The organism is Thermoanaerobacterium sp. R66, from assembly GCF_028895185.1.
GTDB lineage: Bacteria > Bacillota > Thermoanaerobacteria > Thermoanaerobacterales > Thermoanaerobacteraceae > Thermoanaerobacterium.
In genome coordinates this window covers 1,475,652-1,490,285 of the sequence record NZ_JAEUWW010000001.1, presented here as the reverse complement: position 1 = coordinate 1,490,285, position 14,634 = coordinate 1,475,652, and the positions used below count along the sequence as shown (strand labels likewise).

Annotated in this window: 13 protein-coding genes and 1 riboswitch; all 13 genes read left to right on the top strand. The window is 39.2% G+C overall.

Translation table 11 applies throughout. From position 1 onward, the window contains the following. Positions 1-279: 279 nt before the first annotated feature. The 13 genes from secA (at position 280) to tsaD (ending at position 14,619) form a co-directional block, all read left to right on the top strand. Positions 280-2,964, top strand: a complete 2,685-nt coding sequence (secA, locus tag JJQ93_RS07580) for a preprotein translocase subunit SecA (protein ID WP_274893307.1) — start codon at positions 280-282, stop codon at positions 2,962-2,964. A gap of 23 nt (positions 2,965-2,987) precedes the next feature. After that, a protein-coding gene (gene prfB, locus JJQ93_RS07575) for a peptide chain release factor 2 (RefSeq protein WP_274893306.1) occupies positions 2,988-4,086 on the top strand; the annotation gives its coding sequence in 2 pieces (ribosomal slippage) (positions 2,988-3,056 and positions 3,058-4,086; 1,098 coding nt in all). A gap of 82 nt (positions 4,087-4,168) precedes the next feature. Beyond that, a complete protein-coding gene (locus JJQ93_RS07570) occupies positions 4,169-6,307 on the top strand; it encodes a Tex family protein (RefSeq protein WP_274893305.1) in 2,139 nt (712 codons plus the stop codon). A 34-nt stretch (positions 6,308-6,341) separates the two neighbouring features. Next, the gene (prpE, locus tag JJQ93_RS07565) at positions 6,342-7,079 is read left to right on the top strand and encodes a bis(5'-nucleosyl)-tetraphosphatase PrpE (RefSeq protein WP_274893304.1); all 738 of its coding nucleotides are present in this window, start codon (positions 6,342-6,344) and stop codon (positions 7,077-7,079) included. Positions 7,080-7,090: 11 nt separating this feature from the next. Then, on the top strand, positions 7,091-7,768 hold the full coding sequence (locus JJQ93_RS07560) for a TVP38/TMEM64 family protein (RefSeq protein ID WP_274893303.1): 678 nt from the start codon (positions 7,091-7,093) through the stop codon (positions 7,766-7,768). Positions 7,769-7,860: 92 nt separating this feature from the next. Further along, positions 7,861-9,018 (top strand): amidohydrolase, encoded by a 1,158-nt coding sequence (locus JJQ93_RS07555; protein ID WP_274893302.1) that lies wholly within the window; start codon positions 7,861-7,863, stop codon positions 9,016-9,018. A 26-nt stretch (positions 9,019-9,044) separates the two neighbouring features. After that, positions 9,045-9,986, top strand: a complete 942-nt coding sequence (gene argF, locus JJQ93_RS07550; RefSeq protein ID WP_274893301.1) for an ornithine carbamoyltransferase — start codon at positions 9,045-9,047, stop codon at positions 9,984-9,986. Between the two features lie 102 nt (positions 9,987-10,088). Next, complete coding sequence (gene arcC, locus JJQ93_RS07545) at positions 10,089-11,033, top strand: carbamate kinase (RefSeq protein WP_274893300.1); 945 nt, start codon at positions 10,089-10,091, stop codon at positions 11,031-11,033. Positions 11,034-11,097: 64 nt separating this feature from the next. Beyond that, a riboswitch (FMN riboswitch) is annotated at positions 11,098-11,224 on the top strand. Between the two features lie 61 nt (positions 11,225-11,285). Continuing rightward, positions 11,286-11,870: an ECF transporter S component gene (locus JJQ93_RS07540; RefSeq protein WP_274893299.1), complete on the top strand. Its 585-nt coding sequence runs from the start codon at positions 11,286-11,288 to the stop codon at positions 11,868-11,870. A 122-nt stretch (positions 11,871-11,992) separates the two neighbouring features. Then, entirely contained in the window at positions 11,993-12,451 is a 459-nt protein-coding gene (gene tsaE / locus JJQ93_RS07535; RefSeq protein WP_274893298.1) for a tRNA (adenosine(37)-N6)-threonylcarbamoyltransferase complex ATPase subunit type 1 TsaE, read from the top strand. Beyond that, the gene (tsaB, locus tag JJQ93_RS07530; RefSeq protein ID WP_274893297.1) at positions 12,451-13,131 is read left to right on the top strand and encodes a tRNA (adenosine(37)-N6)-threonylcarbamoyltransferase complex dimerization subunit type 1 TsaB; all 681 of its coding nucleotides are present in this window, start codon (positions 12,451-12,453) and stop codon (positions 13,129-13,131) included. The genes tsaE and tsaB overlap by 1 nt, the downstream gene beginning before the upstream one ends. 16 nt (positions 13,132-13,147) lie before the next feature. Continuing rightward, positions 13,148-13,594, top strand: coding sequence for a ribosomal protein S18-alanine N-acetyltransferase (rimI, locus tag JJQ93_RS07525; RefSeq protein WP_274893296.1), 447 nt, complete (start codon positions 13,148-13,150; stop codon positions 13,592-13,594). 11 nt (positions 13,595-13,605) lie between these two features. Further along, positions 13,606-14,619: a tRNA (adenosine(37)-N6)-threonylcarbamoyltransferase complex transferase subunit TsaD gene (gene tsaD, locus JJQ93_RS07520; protein WP_274893295.1), complete on the top strand. Its 1,014-nt coding sequence runs from the start codon at positions 13,606-13,608 to the stop codon at positions 14,617-14,619. Positions 14,620-14,634 lie beyond the last annotated feature (15 nt).

The following is a 14,634-nucleotide window of genomic DNA, read 5'->3' as shown; positions in this document are numbered from 1 at the left end:
CATATTACATATACAAAGTACTATATAGTGAAGATTGTAGTTTTAGTTATTATTATGAGGAGTAGCTATTTTATGCTATTGAGAAGTTAAGAAACTTCAATACTAAAATACTTTTGTTATTTAGCTATCAATGCTCATCCTTAGAGTGATAGTGAGGTTTTTTTTCAAAAAAACCTAAAAATACTTGACACAAACGACAATACCTCATTTCCTTGATATGGTCGCGATATAATGATATAATATATACTTGAATGAGAATAACCTTGAGAAGGTGAGTTAATGTTAGGAGTTTTGGAAAAGATATTTGGCAGTTACAGTGAGAGAGAAGTAAAGAGAATAGAACCTATAGCAGATGAGGTTTTGTCATACGAGGAGGAGATGTCAAAGCTTTCAGACGATGAGCTAAGAGGCAAGACTCAGGAATTTAAGGATAGGCTTAAAAATGGTGAAACCCTTGACGATATATTGCCGGAAGCTTTTGCAGTCGTTAGAGAGGCTGCATGGCGTACGCTTAAGATGAAACATTTCAGAGTGCAGATAATAGGCGGTATTGTGCTACATCAAGGCAGAATAGCTGAGATGAAGACTGGTGAAGGAAAGACGCTTGTTGCGACACTGCCTGCATATTTAAATGCTTTGGAAGGAAAGGGAGTTCACATCGTTACAGTCAACGACTACCTTGCTAAGAGGGATCGTGACTGGATGGGTAAAATATACGAGTTTCTGGGTTTAAGCGTTGGCGTCATACTTCACGACATGGACTCAGATGAGAGAAAGAAAGCTTACGCTGCTGATATAACTTACGGTACAAACAATGAGTTTGGCTTTGACTATTTGAGAGACAACATGGTCATATATAAAGAGGAAATGGTGCAAAGGCATCTAAATTATGCAATCGTGGACGAGGTCGACAGCATATTGATAGATGAAGCCAGAACACCGCTTATCATTTCTGGCGTTGGCGAAAAGTCTACGGATCTATATAAAAGAGCTGATGCTTTTGTAAGAACTTTAAAAAATGAAGAAGATTATACAATAGATGAAAAGGCGAGAGCAGTAAGCTTGACTGAAAAAGGTGTGGAAAAAGCTGAGAAATTTTTCAACTTGGATAATCTGGCTGATCTTGAAAATATAGAGATTTCCCACAATATAAATCAGGCTTTAAAAGCACATGCCATAATGAAAAGGGATAAGGACTACGTCGTAAAGGACGGAGAAGTCATAATAGTAGATGAGTTTACTGGAAGGCTTATGCTTGGCAGAAGGTACAGCGAAGGTCTGCATCAGGCAATAGAAGCCAAGGAAGGCGTAAAAGTCGAGAGAGAAAGCAAGACTCTTGCCACAATCACTTTTCAGAATTATTTCAGAATGTATGACAAATTAGCCGGTATGACTGGTACTGCCCTTACAGAAGAGCAAGAGTTTAGAGCTATATATGGTCTTGACGTTGTGGTGATACCTACCAATAAAGAGATGATAAGGATAGATCATCCTGATGTCATATACAAGACGGAAGAAGCAAAATTTAAGGCTGTCGTTGAAGATATAGTGGAACATCATAAAAAGGGACAGCCTGTACTTGTGGGCACTATTACCATTGAAAAGTCAGAGAAATTAAGCAGTATGCTTAAGAAACTGGGCATAAAGCATCAAGTTTTAAATGCTAAGTATCATGAAAAGGAAGCAGAGATTATAGCGCAAGCAGGACGAAAAGGCGCTGTTACGATAGCTACAAACATGGCTGGACGTGGTACTGATATCATTTTAGGCGGCAATCCCGAATTTTTGGCAAAGAAAAAGATGATTGAAGAAGGATATTCTCCAGATGTCATAAATGAAGCATCTGGATACGGGCCATTGCACAGCGAAGAACTTGTAAAGGCCAGAGAGAGATATCAGGAGCTTTTAAACGAGATAAAGAAGGAAACGGAAAAAGAGCATGAAGAAGTTGTTAAGCTGGGTGGATTGTATATAATCGGCACAGAAAGGCACGAGTCTAGAAGAATAGACAATCAGTTGAGAGGGCGTTCTGGACGTCAAGGCGATCCTGGAGAGTCCCGATTCTACATTTCTCTCGAAGATGACCTTATGAGGCTTTTTGGCTCTGAGAGAATAAAAAATATGATGAATACTTTGGGTATAGAAGACGATCAGCCTATCGAGCATAAAATATTGACAAAGCAGATAGAACAAGCACAGAAGAAAGTAGAAGGCATAAACTTTGATGTCAGGAAAAATGTCCTTGAGTACGATGATGTAATGAATAAACAAAGGGAAATAATATACAAAGAGAGAAGAAAGGTATTAGAAGGAGAAGACTTAAGGCAGTACATCCTTGACATGGTAAAAGACATCATAAGAAGGAATGTGGAAATCTACACTGCTGGCAGCAAATACCCTGAAGAATGGGACATAGAGGGATTATTGAATCATCTTTACGATTTATTTTTGGAAAAAGACAGCGTAGTAATAGATGTGGATTTTGGTAGGCTCGATAAGGAGATGCTTACAGATATAATATATGAAGAAGCTGTAAGGCAGTATGAGAAAAAAGAGCAGCAGATAGGTCCACAGATGAGAGAGATAGAGAGGATAGTCCTCTTAAAAGTTGTGGATACGAGGTGGATGGATCACATCGATGAGATGGATCAGCTTCGCCAAGGCATAGGGTTGAGAGCTTACGGACAAGTAGATCCTGTCATAGAGTACAAGAAAATAGGGTATGATATGTTTGAGGATCTTGTGAATTCTATACAGGAGGATACGGTGAAGTTCCTGTACCACATAGAGATAAGAAATGACAATATGCCACATAGAGAGCAGGTGGCTAAGCCTATCGCTACAAATCAAGGTGGAGATGAACCAAAGAAGCCTGTAGTCAAGAAAAAGAAAGTTGGAAGAAACGATCCATGCCCATGTGGCAGTGGTAAGAAGTACAAGAAATGCTGTGGAGCAAATCTTTAAAAATTTTAGAAGGGGATGATTGAGTGTTAGCAGATTATAAGACAGAAGTTTTGAACATGATAGATACTATAAAAGAAATGGGGGCTTCTCTTTGACATCGAAGGATTGAAAAGAGAAGTAGCAGAGATTGACAAAAAGATGTCGGAGCCTGATTTTTGGAGTGATTTAGAGAAATCTCAAGAGCTTTCGAAAAAGCAGAAAGATTTAAAAGAGATTATTTCAGAATACGAGGCTTTGGAAAAGCAGTGGGAAGATCTTCATACACTTATCGAATTGGGTTTGGAGGAAGGGGATGAATCCCTTTCGCAGGAAGTCCACGAGGAGTACAAAGCTCTTTCCAAAAAGGTAAACGACATGAAGATAAAGACGCTGCTAAGCGGTCCTTACGATAAAAACAATGCCATCCTTTCTATACACGCAGGTGCAGGTGGTACAGAAGCGCAGGATTGGACTGAGATGCTTTTGCGAATGTATATGAGGTGGGCGTCATCGAAAAATTACGATGTGGAGACGGTAGACTACTTGCCTGGTGATGATGCCGGTGTAAAAAGCGTGACGATTATGGTAAAAGGTCCTTTCGCGTATGGATATCTTAAAAGCGAAGCAGGTGTTCACAGGTTAGTCAGGATTTCCCCGTTTGACGCTGCCGGAAGGAGGCATACTTCATTTGCGCTTGTTGAAGTTTTGCCGGAAATAGACGATGATATTAAGGTGGATATAAGGCCTGAGGATTTGAAGATAGATACCTACAGGTCATCTGGTGCAGGTGGTCAGCACGTCAATAAGACAGAATCGGCTATCAGGATAACTCATATACCAACGGGCATTATCGTGCAGTGTCAGACAGAAAGATCGCAGATGCAAAACAGAGAAACTGCGATGAAGATGCTTAAGGCGAAATTGATGGATATGATGATAAAAGAGCAGAAGGAAAAAATAGAAGACTTAAAAGGCGAGCACAAAGAAGCAGGTTGGGGAAATCAGATAAGGTCGTATGTATTTCAGCCGTACACGCTTGTAAAAGACCACAGAACGAATTTTGAGGTAGGGAATGTCAACGCTGTAATGGATGGGGATATTGACGAATTTATCAATGCATACCTAAAGCAGAAAGTGTCTTAAGGGATATCTAACGGATATCCCTTATTTTAAATTCATTTAGCTTGGGATGGCCTTTAAGTTTAATAAATGAAAGGAAGATTTTATGGACAGGATAGCTTTAACATTAAAGCAGGAATTCAATCTAAAGGATTTTCAGGTTTTAAATACGATTAAGCTTATTGATGAAGGCAACACGATACCATTTATTGCTCGATACAGAAAAGAAGCAACAGGAAGCCTATCAGATGAAGTTTTGAGAAACTTCTATGAAAGGCTTACGTATTTAAGAAATTTAGAAGAAAAGAAAGAAGATACTATACGCTTGATTGATGAGCAGGGAAAACTTACTGACGAAATTAGAGAAAAGATTGAGAATAGTAAAACACTGCAGGAAATAGATGACATTTATAGACCATTTAGACCTAAGAGAAGGACTAGAGCAACTATTGCAAAAGAAAAAGGATTGGAAGGTTTAGCAAAATTAATTGCTGATGGTGACTTAAGAGAAGGAAACCCGGATGATTACGCTGTGAAGTTTTTGAACGATAGTGTTTTAACTCTTGAAGAGGCGTATCAAGGTGCTATGGACATAGTAGCGGAAGACGTATCAGACAATGCTGAGATAAGAAAGTACATAAGAGACTATATATGGAATAATGGACTTCTTGTGACGGAAAAATTAAAAGATGAAAAATCCCCATATGAGATGTATTATAGCTACAAGGAATCTATAAAGAAAATACCTCCACACAGAATATTGGCTATAAACAGGGCAGAAAGAGAAGAATATATTTCTGTTAAAGTAGATGTAGATGATGAAAAAATAATAAATAACATAGTTGCGTCAAATGTTATTAATGACTCAATTTTTAAAGATTATCATGTTAATGCAATAAATGATTCATACAAAAGGCTTATCAAACCATCTATAGAGAGGGAAATAAGAAATAAGCTTACTGAGATTGCTGAAGATAAAGCTATAAAAGTGTTTAAGATGAACTTAAAGAGCCTCCTTTTAGAGCCACCTGTCAAAGGATATGTTGTGATGGGGTTTGACCCAGCGTACAGGACAGGGTGCAAGATTGCCGTTGTAGACGAAACAGGAAAACTTTTAGATACTGCCACTGTCTACCCTACGCCGCCTCAAAACGATGTAGATGGAGCAAAGGCGGTTTTGAAAGACTTGATAGAAAAGTACAATGTTGGTCTTATTTCATTAGGAAATGGAACTGCATCGAGAGAAAGCGAAATTTTTATAGCAGATCTAATCAAAGAGATGGACAGAGATTTGAAGTACGTCATAGTAAATGAGGCTGGTGCATCGGTGTACTCGGCGTCAGAGATAGGGACAGAGGAATTTCCTGACGTAAATGTAAGCTTAAGAGGTGCTATATCGATGGCGCGAAGGCTTCAAGACCCACTTGCTGAGCTTGTGAAGATCGATCCTAAATCTATTGGAGTAGGACAGTACCAACACGATGTAAACCAGAAGATGTTGGGCGAAGCTTTAAATGGTGTCGTTGAAGACTGCGTAAATAGCGTAGGAGTTGACTTAAATACTGCATCTGCATCACTTTTAAAGTACGTAGCAGGTATCAATGGGACCATAGCGAAAAACATAGTTGAGTATCGAAATACGGTTGGAAAGTTTAGAAACAGAAACGAGCTGAAAAAAGTCAAAAGGTTAGGTGAAGGGACTTTTACGCAATGTGCAGGCTTTTTAAGGATATTAAATGGTGACGACATATTCGACTCTACAGGTGTACATCCAGAGCGTTATGAGGTATTGGAAAAACTTCTTTTGAAGTTTGGATATGTTAAGGATAAGTTAGACACGAAAAGCTTGAGGGATTTTGCTTACAAACTTGAGGAGTATGGACTTTTGAAATTATCGCAAGAATACGACATAGGACTTCCTACGCTTAATGATATTGTAAATGAATTGAAAAAGCCTGGCAGAGATCCCAGAGAAGACCTTCCAAAGCCAATCTTGAGATCTGATGTGATGACGATAGAGGAGCTTAAAGTTGGGATGGAATTGATGGGGACCGTAAGAAACGTCGTTGACTTTGGGTGCTTTGTAGATATAGGTGTTCATACTGATGGACTTGTCCACATATCTGAGATGTCTCAAAAGTACGTAAATCATCCTTTGGATGTGGTATCTGTAGGCGATGTAGTGAAGGTAAGAGTAATTGACGTCGATGTAGAAAGAAATAGAATATCTCTTTCAATGAAATAATATATGTATGATATGAACAAATGGAGGGTTTATATTGACAGCTTATGACGTTATCGGAGATGTTCACGGCTGCTATAAAGAGCTTACAGAATTAATAGATTTATTGGGCTACACATTAAAAGACGGTGTATACTTCCATAAAGATGATAGAAAGCTTGTGTTTTTAGGCGATATTACAGATAGAGGGCCTAATTCTGTAGATGTAATCGAGCTTGTATACAGAAATGTTAAAGCTAAAAAAGCCCTTTACACCCCTGGCAATCATTGTAACAAGCTTTACCGCTATCTTTTAGGGCACAATGTGAAAATCATACATGGATTAGAGACGACTGTAGCTGAGTTAAATAACTTGAGGGAGAAACAAAAAAGAATTGTCGTCTCACATTTTAAAGAGCTTTACGAAATGGCTCCAATGTACCTTGTTTTAGACGATGGTAAGCTTGTTGTGGCACATGCAGGAATTAAAGAAAAATACATAGGCTTTTACGGGAAATACGTAAGGCAATTTGTCTTATATGGAGATATAACAGGTGAAAAAAATCCAGATGGCACGCCAGTAAGGCTTGACTGGGCAAAGGACTATAAAGGCAAACCGATTGTCGTGTACGGCCATACACCTGTGAAAGAGCCGAGGTTTTTAAATAATACGGTCAATATAGATACAGGGTGTGTATTTGGAGGGAAGCTTTCTGCTTTAAGGTATCCTGAAATGAAGGTATACAGCGTAAAATCTTCGATGCCTTACGATGGAAGCAGGTTTAGAAATCTTTAGGAGGAAAATAGATGAGGAGAAATAAAAATAAGCTTTTCGTAAATAGCTTGTTAATAGGGGTTTTTGTATTTTTGTTTTTTTGGGTGCTGTTTCGGTATGGCGATTACCTTACATACCTTTTAAAAGATCCTGCCAAGTTCGAAAAGTGGATTTTAGGCTTTGGAGCAAAAGGGGTGCTGGTGTTTATACTTATACAAGTGCTGCAGGTCGTAATATTTATAATTCCTGGTGAAGTGGTGCAGGTAGCCGGTGGATACCTTTATGGAGCTGTTTTAGGCTCTATTTACTCTTTGATCGGCATAACCATTGGCTCTGTTTTGTGCTTTGCCATAGCAAGGCTTCTGGGATATGAGTTTGTGAGGGGAATGATTTCAGAGGATAAGCTAAAAAAGTTTGACTACATAATAAACAACAAAAAAGGTGAGATGGGGCTTTTTATTGTATTTTTGATGCCAGGGCTTCCAAAGGATGCTTTGTCTTATGTGGCAGGATTAACACCAGTCAAATTTGTAAACTATTTTCTCATAACGGCTTTAGCTAGGCTTCCGGGAATAGTTATTTCTTCATATATTGGTTCAAACATTGAACATAAAAACTACATGGTTTCTGCCGTTGTTTCAGTGATAGCGGTTATTCTATTTGTCATAGGATTTTTAAATAAAGACAAGATAATCAAGAAGATAAATTAAACTTGCTACTCTGTTTACAATTTTTATCAGTGTAGTATAATATCTTTTAGGTTCTTTTCATTTGAAAAATTCTAAAGACGGGGGGTTTTACGGTGTATCTTTTAAAAGGCGGCAAAGTATTGACTATGGCAGGGAAAAATTATGAAAAGGCTGATGTACTTATAGGAGATGGAAAGATATTAGATGTAAGTGAGGAAATAATAGCACCGCTTGATGCGGAAGTCATAGATGTATCTGATCTTACAGTGATGCCAGGCATGATAGATGCTCATTGCCACTTGGGCATGTGGGAAAATGCCGTAGGGTTTGAAGGTGCAGATGGAAATGAGGAGACAGATCCTATCACACCGCAGTTGCGGGCTATTGATGGCATAAACCCTATGGATAAGTATTTTCAAGAAGCATACGAGGCAGGTGTGACTACGGCTGTTACAGGTCCTGGCAGCGCTAATGTCATAGGTGGACAATTTGTAGCCATCAAGACTTATGGCAGACGCATCGACGATATGATAGTAAAAGAACCTGTTGCGGTTAAAGTGGCTTTTGGAGAAAACCCTAAATCTGTCTACAATGAACAGCACAAGATGCCTATGACCAGAATGGGCATTGCTGCACTGCTTAGACAGGAGCTTATAAAGGCCCAAGAGTACATGGAGGACATGGAGAAAGATTCTTCTGATGATGAGAAAAAGCCGTCAAGAGATCTGGGGCTTGAGATTTTGGTTAAAGTATTAAAAAGAGAGATACCTTTAAAGGCACATGCCCATAGGGCTGATGACATATTCACTGCTTTAAGGATAGCAAAGGAATTTAACGTGGACATAACCATTGACCATTGCACTGAAGGCCATCTTATAGCTGATTACCTTGTAATGGAAAAGGCAAAAGTCATCGTTGGTCCGTCGTTATCTGAAAGATCAAAGGTGGAGCTTGCAAACCTTACTTTTAAGACGCCGGGGATTTTATCAAAAGCAGGGTTGGATGTAGCTATTATGACTGACCATCCTGTCATTCCGCTTAATTACTTGCCGATTTGTGCAGGTCTTGCAGTAAGAGAAGGTATGGATGAGATGGAGGCATTAAAGGCTATTACGATAAATCCAGCTAAGATCGTCGGAATAGACGATAGAGTTGGCAGCATAGAAAAGGGAAAAGATGCTGATATAGCCGTATTTGACGGAAATCCAATTGAGATAAAGACTAAGACAAAGTTTGTATTCATAAATGGACAATTGGTATTTAAAAGATAAATATAGTTTTGAAAGGAGTAAAGTAAATGGGATTTAATTTAAAAGGCAGGAGTTTATTATCTTTAAAAGACTATACACCGCAGGAGATAAGGTATCTTCTGGACATTTCAAAGCAGGTTAAAGCAGAAAGAAAGGCAGGAATAGTCCATCAAAGGTTTTTGGGAAAGACAATTGCACTGATATTTGAAAAGCGCTCAACAAGGACCAGGTGTGCATTTGAGACAGCATTTGGCGAAGAAGGAGGACACCCTGTCTTCTTGTCGACAGATGATATTCAGCTTGGGGCAAAAGAATCCATAGAAGACACTGCGAGAGTTCTCGGCAGGATGTTTGATGCCATCGAATTTAGAGGTTACAATCAAAGCACTGTTGAAGCTCTTGTAAAGTATTCAGGCGTTCCTGTATACAATGGGCTTACAGACGAATACCATCCTACACAGGTTTTGGCTGATTTAATGACGATAGAAGAGGAATTTGGACACTTAAAAGGCACAAAATTGGTGTTTGTCGGCGATGGAAGAAACAACATGGCAAACACGCTGGCTATTGGTTGTGCAAAAATGGGCATGGAATACGTGATTAATTCGCCAAGAGAGCTTTGGCCTCAAGAGGACTACATAAATGAGATTAGAGAAATGGCTGCTGAGAATGGAGGGACATTTACTCTGACAGATGTGCCTGGTGAAGGCTTAGAAGGCGCACATGCAATTTACACAGATGTATGGGCATCTATGGGAGAAGAATCAAAGCAAAAAGAGAGAGAAATGCTGTTAAGGCCATTCCAAGTGAACGACGAGCTTATGAAAAAGACAAATAGGTCTGATACGATATTTTTGCACTGCTTGCCTGCTGTAAAGGGACAGGAAGTAACGTACGAAGTGATCGAAGGAAAGCAGTCGAGGGTGTGGGATGAGGCTGAAAACAGAAAGCATACCATTAAGGCTGTCATGATAGCGACGATTCTCTAAAAAAGTCAAGGCAATTTGCCTTGGCTTTTTCACATACTATTCAAATCGCGAATAAAATGATATAATGTAGAATGTCATTATTTGCGTAAGTAGGAGGATACGATGAAAGGAAAAGTAGTAATTGCGCTTGGGGGAAATGCACTGCAAGACAAGGATATGGTGCCTACAGCCGAATCACAATTGAATACAGTTAGAAAGACGGCTATGTACATTGCAGACATCATAAAAGAAGGGTATTCTGTCATTGTGACACATGGAAATGGGCCACAGGTAGGAAACATCGTAATACAGAACGAGACAGCGTCTAACATAATACCAGCCATGCCCTTTGATGTGTGCGGCGCGGAAAGCCAGGGAATGATAGGCTATATGATTCAGCAATGTTTAGGCGAGGTTTTTAAAGAGAAGAATATACAAAAGGATGTTGCAACAATCGTTACACAGGTTGTTGTAGATAAAGATGATGCTGCATTTTCACATCCTACAAAGCCAATAGGACCGTTTTACTCTAAGGAAGATGCGGAGCTATTGGAAAATGAAAAAGGATATCAGATGGTAGAGGACAGTGGAAGAGGATATAGGAGAGTCGTAGCATCACCAGAGCCTAAAGAGATAGTTGAATTAAACACAATAAAGCTTTTGGAGAGAAACGGTGTCGTTGTAATAACGGCGGGTGGCGGAGGAATACCTGTAGTAAGGGAAAATGGCAGCTTAAAAGGTGTGGCTGCTGTGATAGATAAAGATTTGGCATCTGAGAAATTGGCAGAAGATTTGGATGCAGATATTTTATTGATATTGACCGCTGTAGAAAAAGTGTACATCAACTTCAAAAAGCCTGATGAAAAGCCTCTGGATGTAATTTCAAGCCATGATATAGAGATGTATTTAAACGAAGGTCATTTTGCAGAAGGCTCAATGATGCCGAAAGTCAAGGCTGCAATAAGGTTTGCCAGGTCAAGAAAAGGAAGGCGAGCCATAATAACGTCTTTAGAAAAGGCACATGATGCTTTATCAGGAAATACAGGCACTGTTGTGGTTGACGATTAAAAAATACTTGACAAATTGATATATTTGTGACATTATAATATTTAGAATTGAATAAACCAGTGGAGAATATCTTCAGGGCAGGGTGAAATTCCCGACCGGCGGTAAGCGTAAGCGAGCCCGCGACCCGCATATGCGGTGGACTTGGTGAGATTCCAAGGCCGACAGTACAGTCTGGATGGAAGAAGATTTATTTTTGTTTGCTTTCATCCTGAAGATGTTTCTTCGGGATTTTTAAATTTGGAGGTGTCATTTATGGAACACAGCAAGACAAAAGTGATTGTGACTGTAGGGTTGCTTTCAGCAATAGCATTTGTACTGATGTACTTAGAATTTCAATTGCCACTATTTCCAAGCTTTTTAAAATTTGATTTTAGCGATATACCGCCTCTTTTAGCGGCATTTGCATTAGGGCCTGTATACGGCATCTTTGTGGAGGTTGTAAAGAATGTGATACATCTTCCGGTTAGTCAATCTGCAGGTATAGGAGAAGTGGCCAATTTCGTTGTAGGCTCTATTTACGTATTTACTGTTGGCGTAATCTACATGAGAAACAAATCTAAAAAGTCAGCGTTATTTGCAATGATTTTAGGAACTATTGTCATGGCTATTGCGGGATCAGTATTAAACTACTATGTATTTTTGCCATTATATCAGAAGATAATGGGTTGGCCGTTAAGCGCCATTGTTGGAATGGGAAAGGCGGTAAATAGCCATATAGTTGATTTGAAGACATTGATAGCGTACGGTATTTTTCCTTTCAACATCTTGAAAGGCTTAGTAATATCTCTAATCACGTTCCTCATTTACAAGAAATTATCTCCAATGTTGAAGATGTAGTCACTTAAAATAACGGACAGTGTTCCGTTATTTTTTTGCGCTTTTTTATTCAGCCATTAGGCGTTTGTTTTATGGTATACTTGGTATATAATATTTGTATAAATTTCACGGTGGTGTTCTCAATGAAAATACATTTTAGGACAAAAAGCTCTGATGAAACGGAAAAGATAGGGGTTAAGTTAGGCAGTTTGCTAAAAAGAGGAAGTATCGTGCTTATATCTGGAGATTTAGGTGTAGGCAAGACAGTTTTGACAAAAGGCATTGCTAAAGGTATGGGTATATGGGACTATGTCACAAGCCCTACATTCATGATTGTAAATGAGCATATGGGAGAAATTCCTCTTTACCATTTTGACGTTTACAGGATTGACGACTACATGGAATTGTACGATATAGGCTATGAGGAATATTTTTACGGTGATGGTGTTTGTGTCATTGAGTGGCCTGAAAAGATAATGCCTCTTATCCCGAAGGAAAATATATTTGTGCATATTTTCATGGGTGATTCTTTCGATGAGAGGATAATAGAGATAGAATCACATGGTGCAAAATACGATGAAGTGATTAAGGAGATGAAGTGATGAAGGTACTTGCAATAGATTCATCGTCAAAGACGGCTACTGTGGCTTTAGTGGATGAAAGTGGCTTAATAGGTGAATTTTCAATAAATCATTTGAGACATTCTGTCATATTGATGCCAATGATGGATGAACTTTTAAAAATGGCGGAGGTAAAAAAAGAGGAAATAACCCATATAGCTGTATGTGAAGGACCTGGATCTTTTACAGGTTTAAGGATAGGTGCCGCTACTGCTAAGGGGTTAGCTCAATCTCTTGATGTACCGATTGTTGGCGTATCATCATTAGATGCCCTTGCCTATAACGTAGGAGAATATAACGGCATCATCTGCCCTATTATTGATGCATTAAGAGGAAACGTCTATACGGCTTTTTATAAAGGTGGTAGTGAGTTAAGTAGACTAAAAGATGTGTCACTGGAAGAAGTAGAAGTGGTTTTAGACATAGCAAAGGTATACGGTGAAGAAGTTTTATTCGTAGGAGATGGCACCATTGCTTATAAAGACACGTTAAAAAGTGCGTTGCCAGATGCCATTTTTGCATCGCCGATTAACAACATATCAAGAGCGTCATCGGTTGGAATGATGGCACTTAAGAAAATATCTAAGGGCGAGATATGCACATATCTTGATTTTAAACCGTATTATATTAGAAAGCCTGCACCGCTGGAAAATTCTAAGTGATGTTTTGGAGGGTCTTATGGATATAAAGATTCGCCCTATGGTAAAAAGCGATATAGACAAAGTCATGGAAATTGAGTATTTAAGCTTTTCTGTGCCATGGTCTTTTGAATCATTTGTGATGGAAGTTACGAAAAATAGTTGTGCACACTACATTGTTGCCGAGGTAGATGGCAAGGTGGCTGGATACGGCGGTTTTTGGGTTGTTGTGGACGAAGGACATATAACAAACATTGCCGTTCATCCGGATTTTCGAGGGCAAGGCGTAGGTTCTGCCATCGTTGAGGGGCTTATTGAACTTGCTAAGACAAAAGGCATAACGTCTATGACTCTGGAAGTGAGAGAATCTAACCTTGTAGCACAATCGCTTTATAAAAAATACGGATTTAGACCTGTTGGCAAGAGAAGAGGGTATTATCAGGACAACAATGAAGATGCAGTCATAATGTGGAAATACGATATGTAAGGAGAGATTGTATGAGGGAAAACACGATTGTATTAGGGATTGAAACATCCTGCGATGAGACATCGGCAAGTGTCGTAAGAGACGGCAAAATCGTGATGTCTAATGTCATATATTCGCAGATAAATATACACAAGGAATTTGGCGGTGTTGTCCCTGAGATAGCATCAAGAAACCACATTGAAGCCATTGGAAATGTGGTGAAAGAGGCCCTTTTGAAGGCAGATGTGACGCTTGATGACGTTGATGTTGTTGCTGCTACATACGGTCCGGGACTTGTAGGCGCATTGCTGGTAGGGCTTTCGTACGGAAAGGCTTTGGCATACGGGAAAGGCGTGCCATTTGTTGGCGTAAACCACATTGAAGGGCATATATCTGCAAATTACCTTGACAGCGATTTTGAACCGCCGTTTATTTGCCTTATAGCGTCAGGTGGACACAGTCACATCGTATTTGTAAAAGACTATGGACAGTATGAGGTTCTCGGCAGAACGATGGATGATGCTGCAGGAGAAGCATTTGACAAGGTGGCAAGAGCATTAGGTCTTGGCTATCCTGGTGGTCCTAAAATAGATGAGATCTCAAAAAGTGGTGATCCATATCGGTATAACTTTCCAAAGTCTTTTATGGAAAAGGATAATTTTGATTTTAGCTTTAGTGGATTGAAGACAGCAGTCATAAATCAATTGCACAAAGAAAGGCAAAATGGCATTGAGATAAATGTGGCAGACTATGCTGCCAGCTTTCAGATGAATGTAGTCGATGTTTTGTCATCAAAGCTTATTGAGGCTGCTAAGTTTAAAAACATAAAAAAAATATCCATAGCAGGCGGTGTGGCTTCTAACAGCCTTCTTCGAGAAAGATTAAAAAAACTGGCAGATGAAGAAGGGTTTGTGATTCATTTTCCAAAACAAGTGTACTGCACAGACAATGGCGCTATGATAGCAAGTGCAGGGTATTTTGACTTTATTCGCGGAAAAGTTTCAGGATTAGACTTAAATGCTGTCCCGTATTTAAAACTTTTTTGATTGTTGGCGAAAAAT

Excerpts from the sequence above, each read along its gene's own strand:
- secA (WP_274893307.1), top strand. The coding sequence starts at position 280 with ATGTTAGGAGTTTTGGAAAAGATATTTGGCAGTTACAGTGAGAGAGAA.
- JJQ93_RS07570 (WP_274893305.1), top strand. The coding sequence starts at position 4,169 with ATGGACAGGATAGCTTTAACATTAAAGCAGGAATTCAATCTAAAGGAT.
- JJQ93_RS07560 (WP_274893303.1), top strand. The coding sequence starts at position 7,091 with ATGAGGAGAAATAAAAATAAGCTTTTCGTAAATAGCTTGTTAATAGGG.
- argF (WP_274893301.1), top strand. The coding sequence starts at position 9,045 with ATGGGATTTAATTTAAAAGGCAGGAGTTTATTATCTTTAAAAGACTAT.
- arcC (WP_274893300.1), top strand. The coding sequence starts at position 10,089 with ATGAAAGGAAAAGTAGTAATTGCGCTTGGGGGAAATGCACTGCAAGAC.
- JJQ93_RS07540 (WP_274893299.1), top strand. The coding sequence starts at position 11,286 with ATGGAACACAGCAAGACAAAAGTGATTGTGACTGTAGGGTTGCTTTCA.
- tsaE (WP_274893298.1), top strand. The coding sequence starts at position 11,993 with ATGAAAATACATTTTAGGACAAAAAGCTCTGATGAAACGGAAAAGATA.
- tsaB (WP_274893297.1), top strand. The coding sequence starts at position 12,451 with ATGAAGGTACTTGCAATAGATTCATCGTCAAAGACGGCTACTGTGGCT.
- rimI (WP_274893296.1), top strand. The coding sequence starts at position 13,148 with ATGGATATAAAGATTCGCCCTATGGTAAAAAGCGATATAGACAAAGTC.
- tsaD (WP_274893295.1), top strand. The coding sequence starts at position 13,606 with ATGAGGGAAAACACGATTGTATTAGGGATTGAAACATCCTGCGATGAG.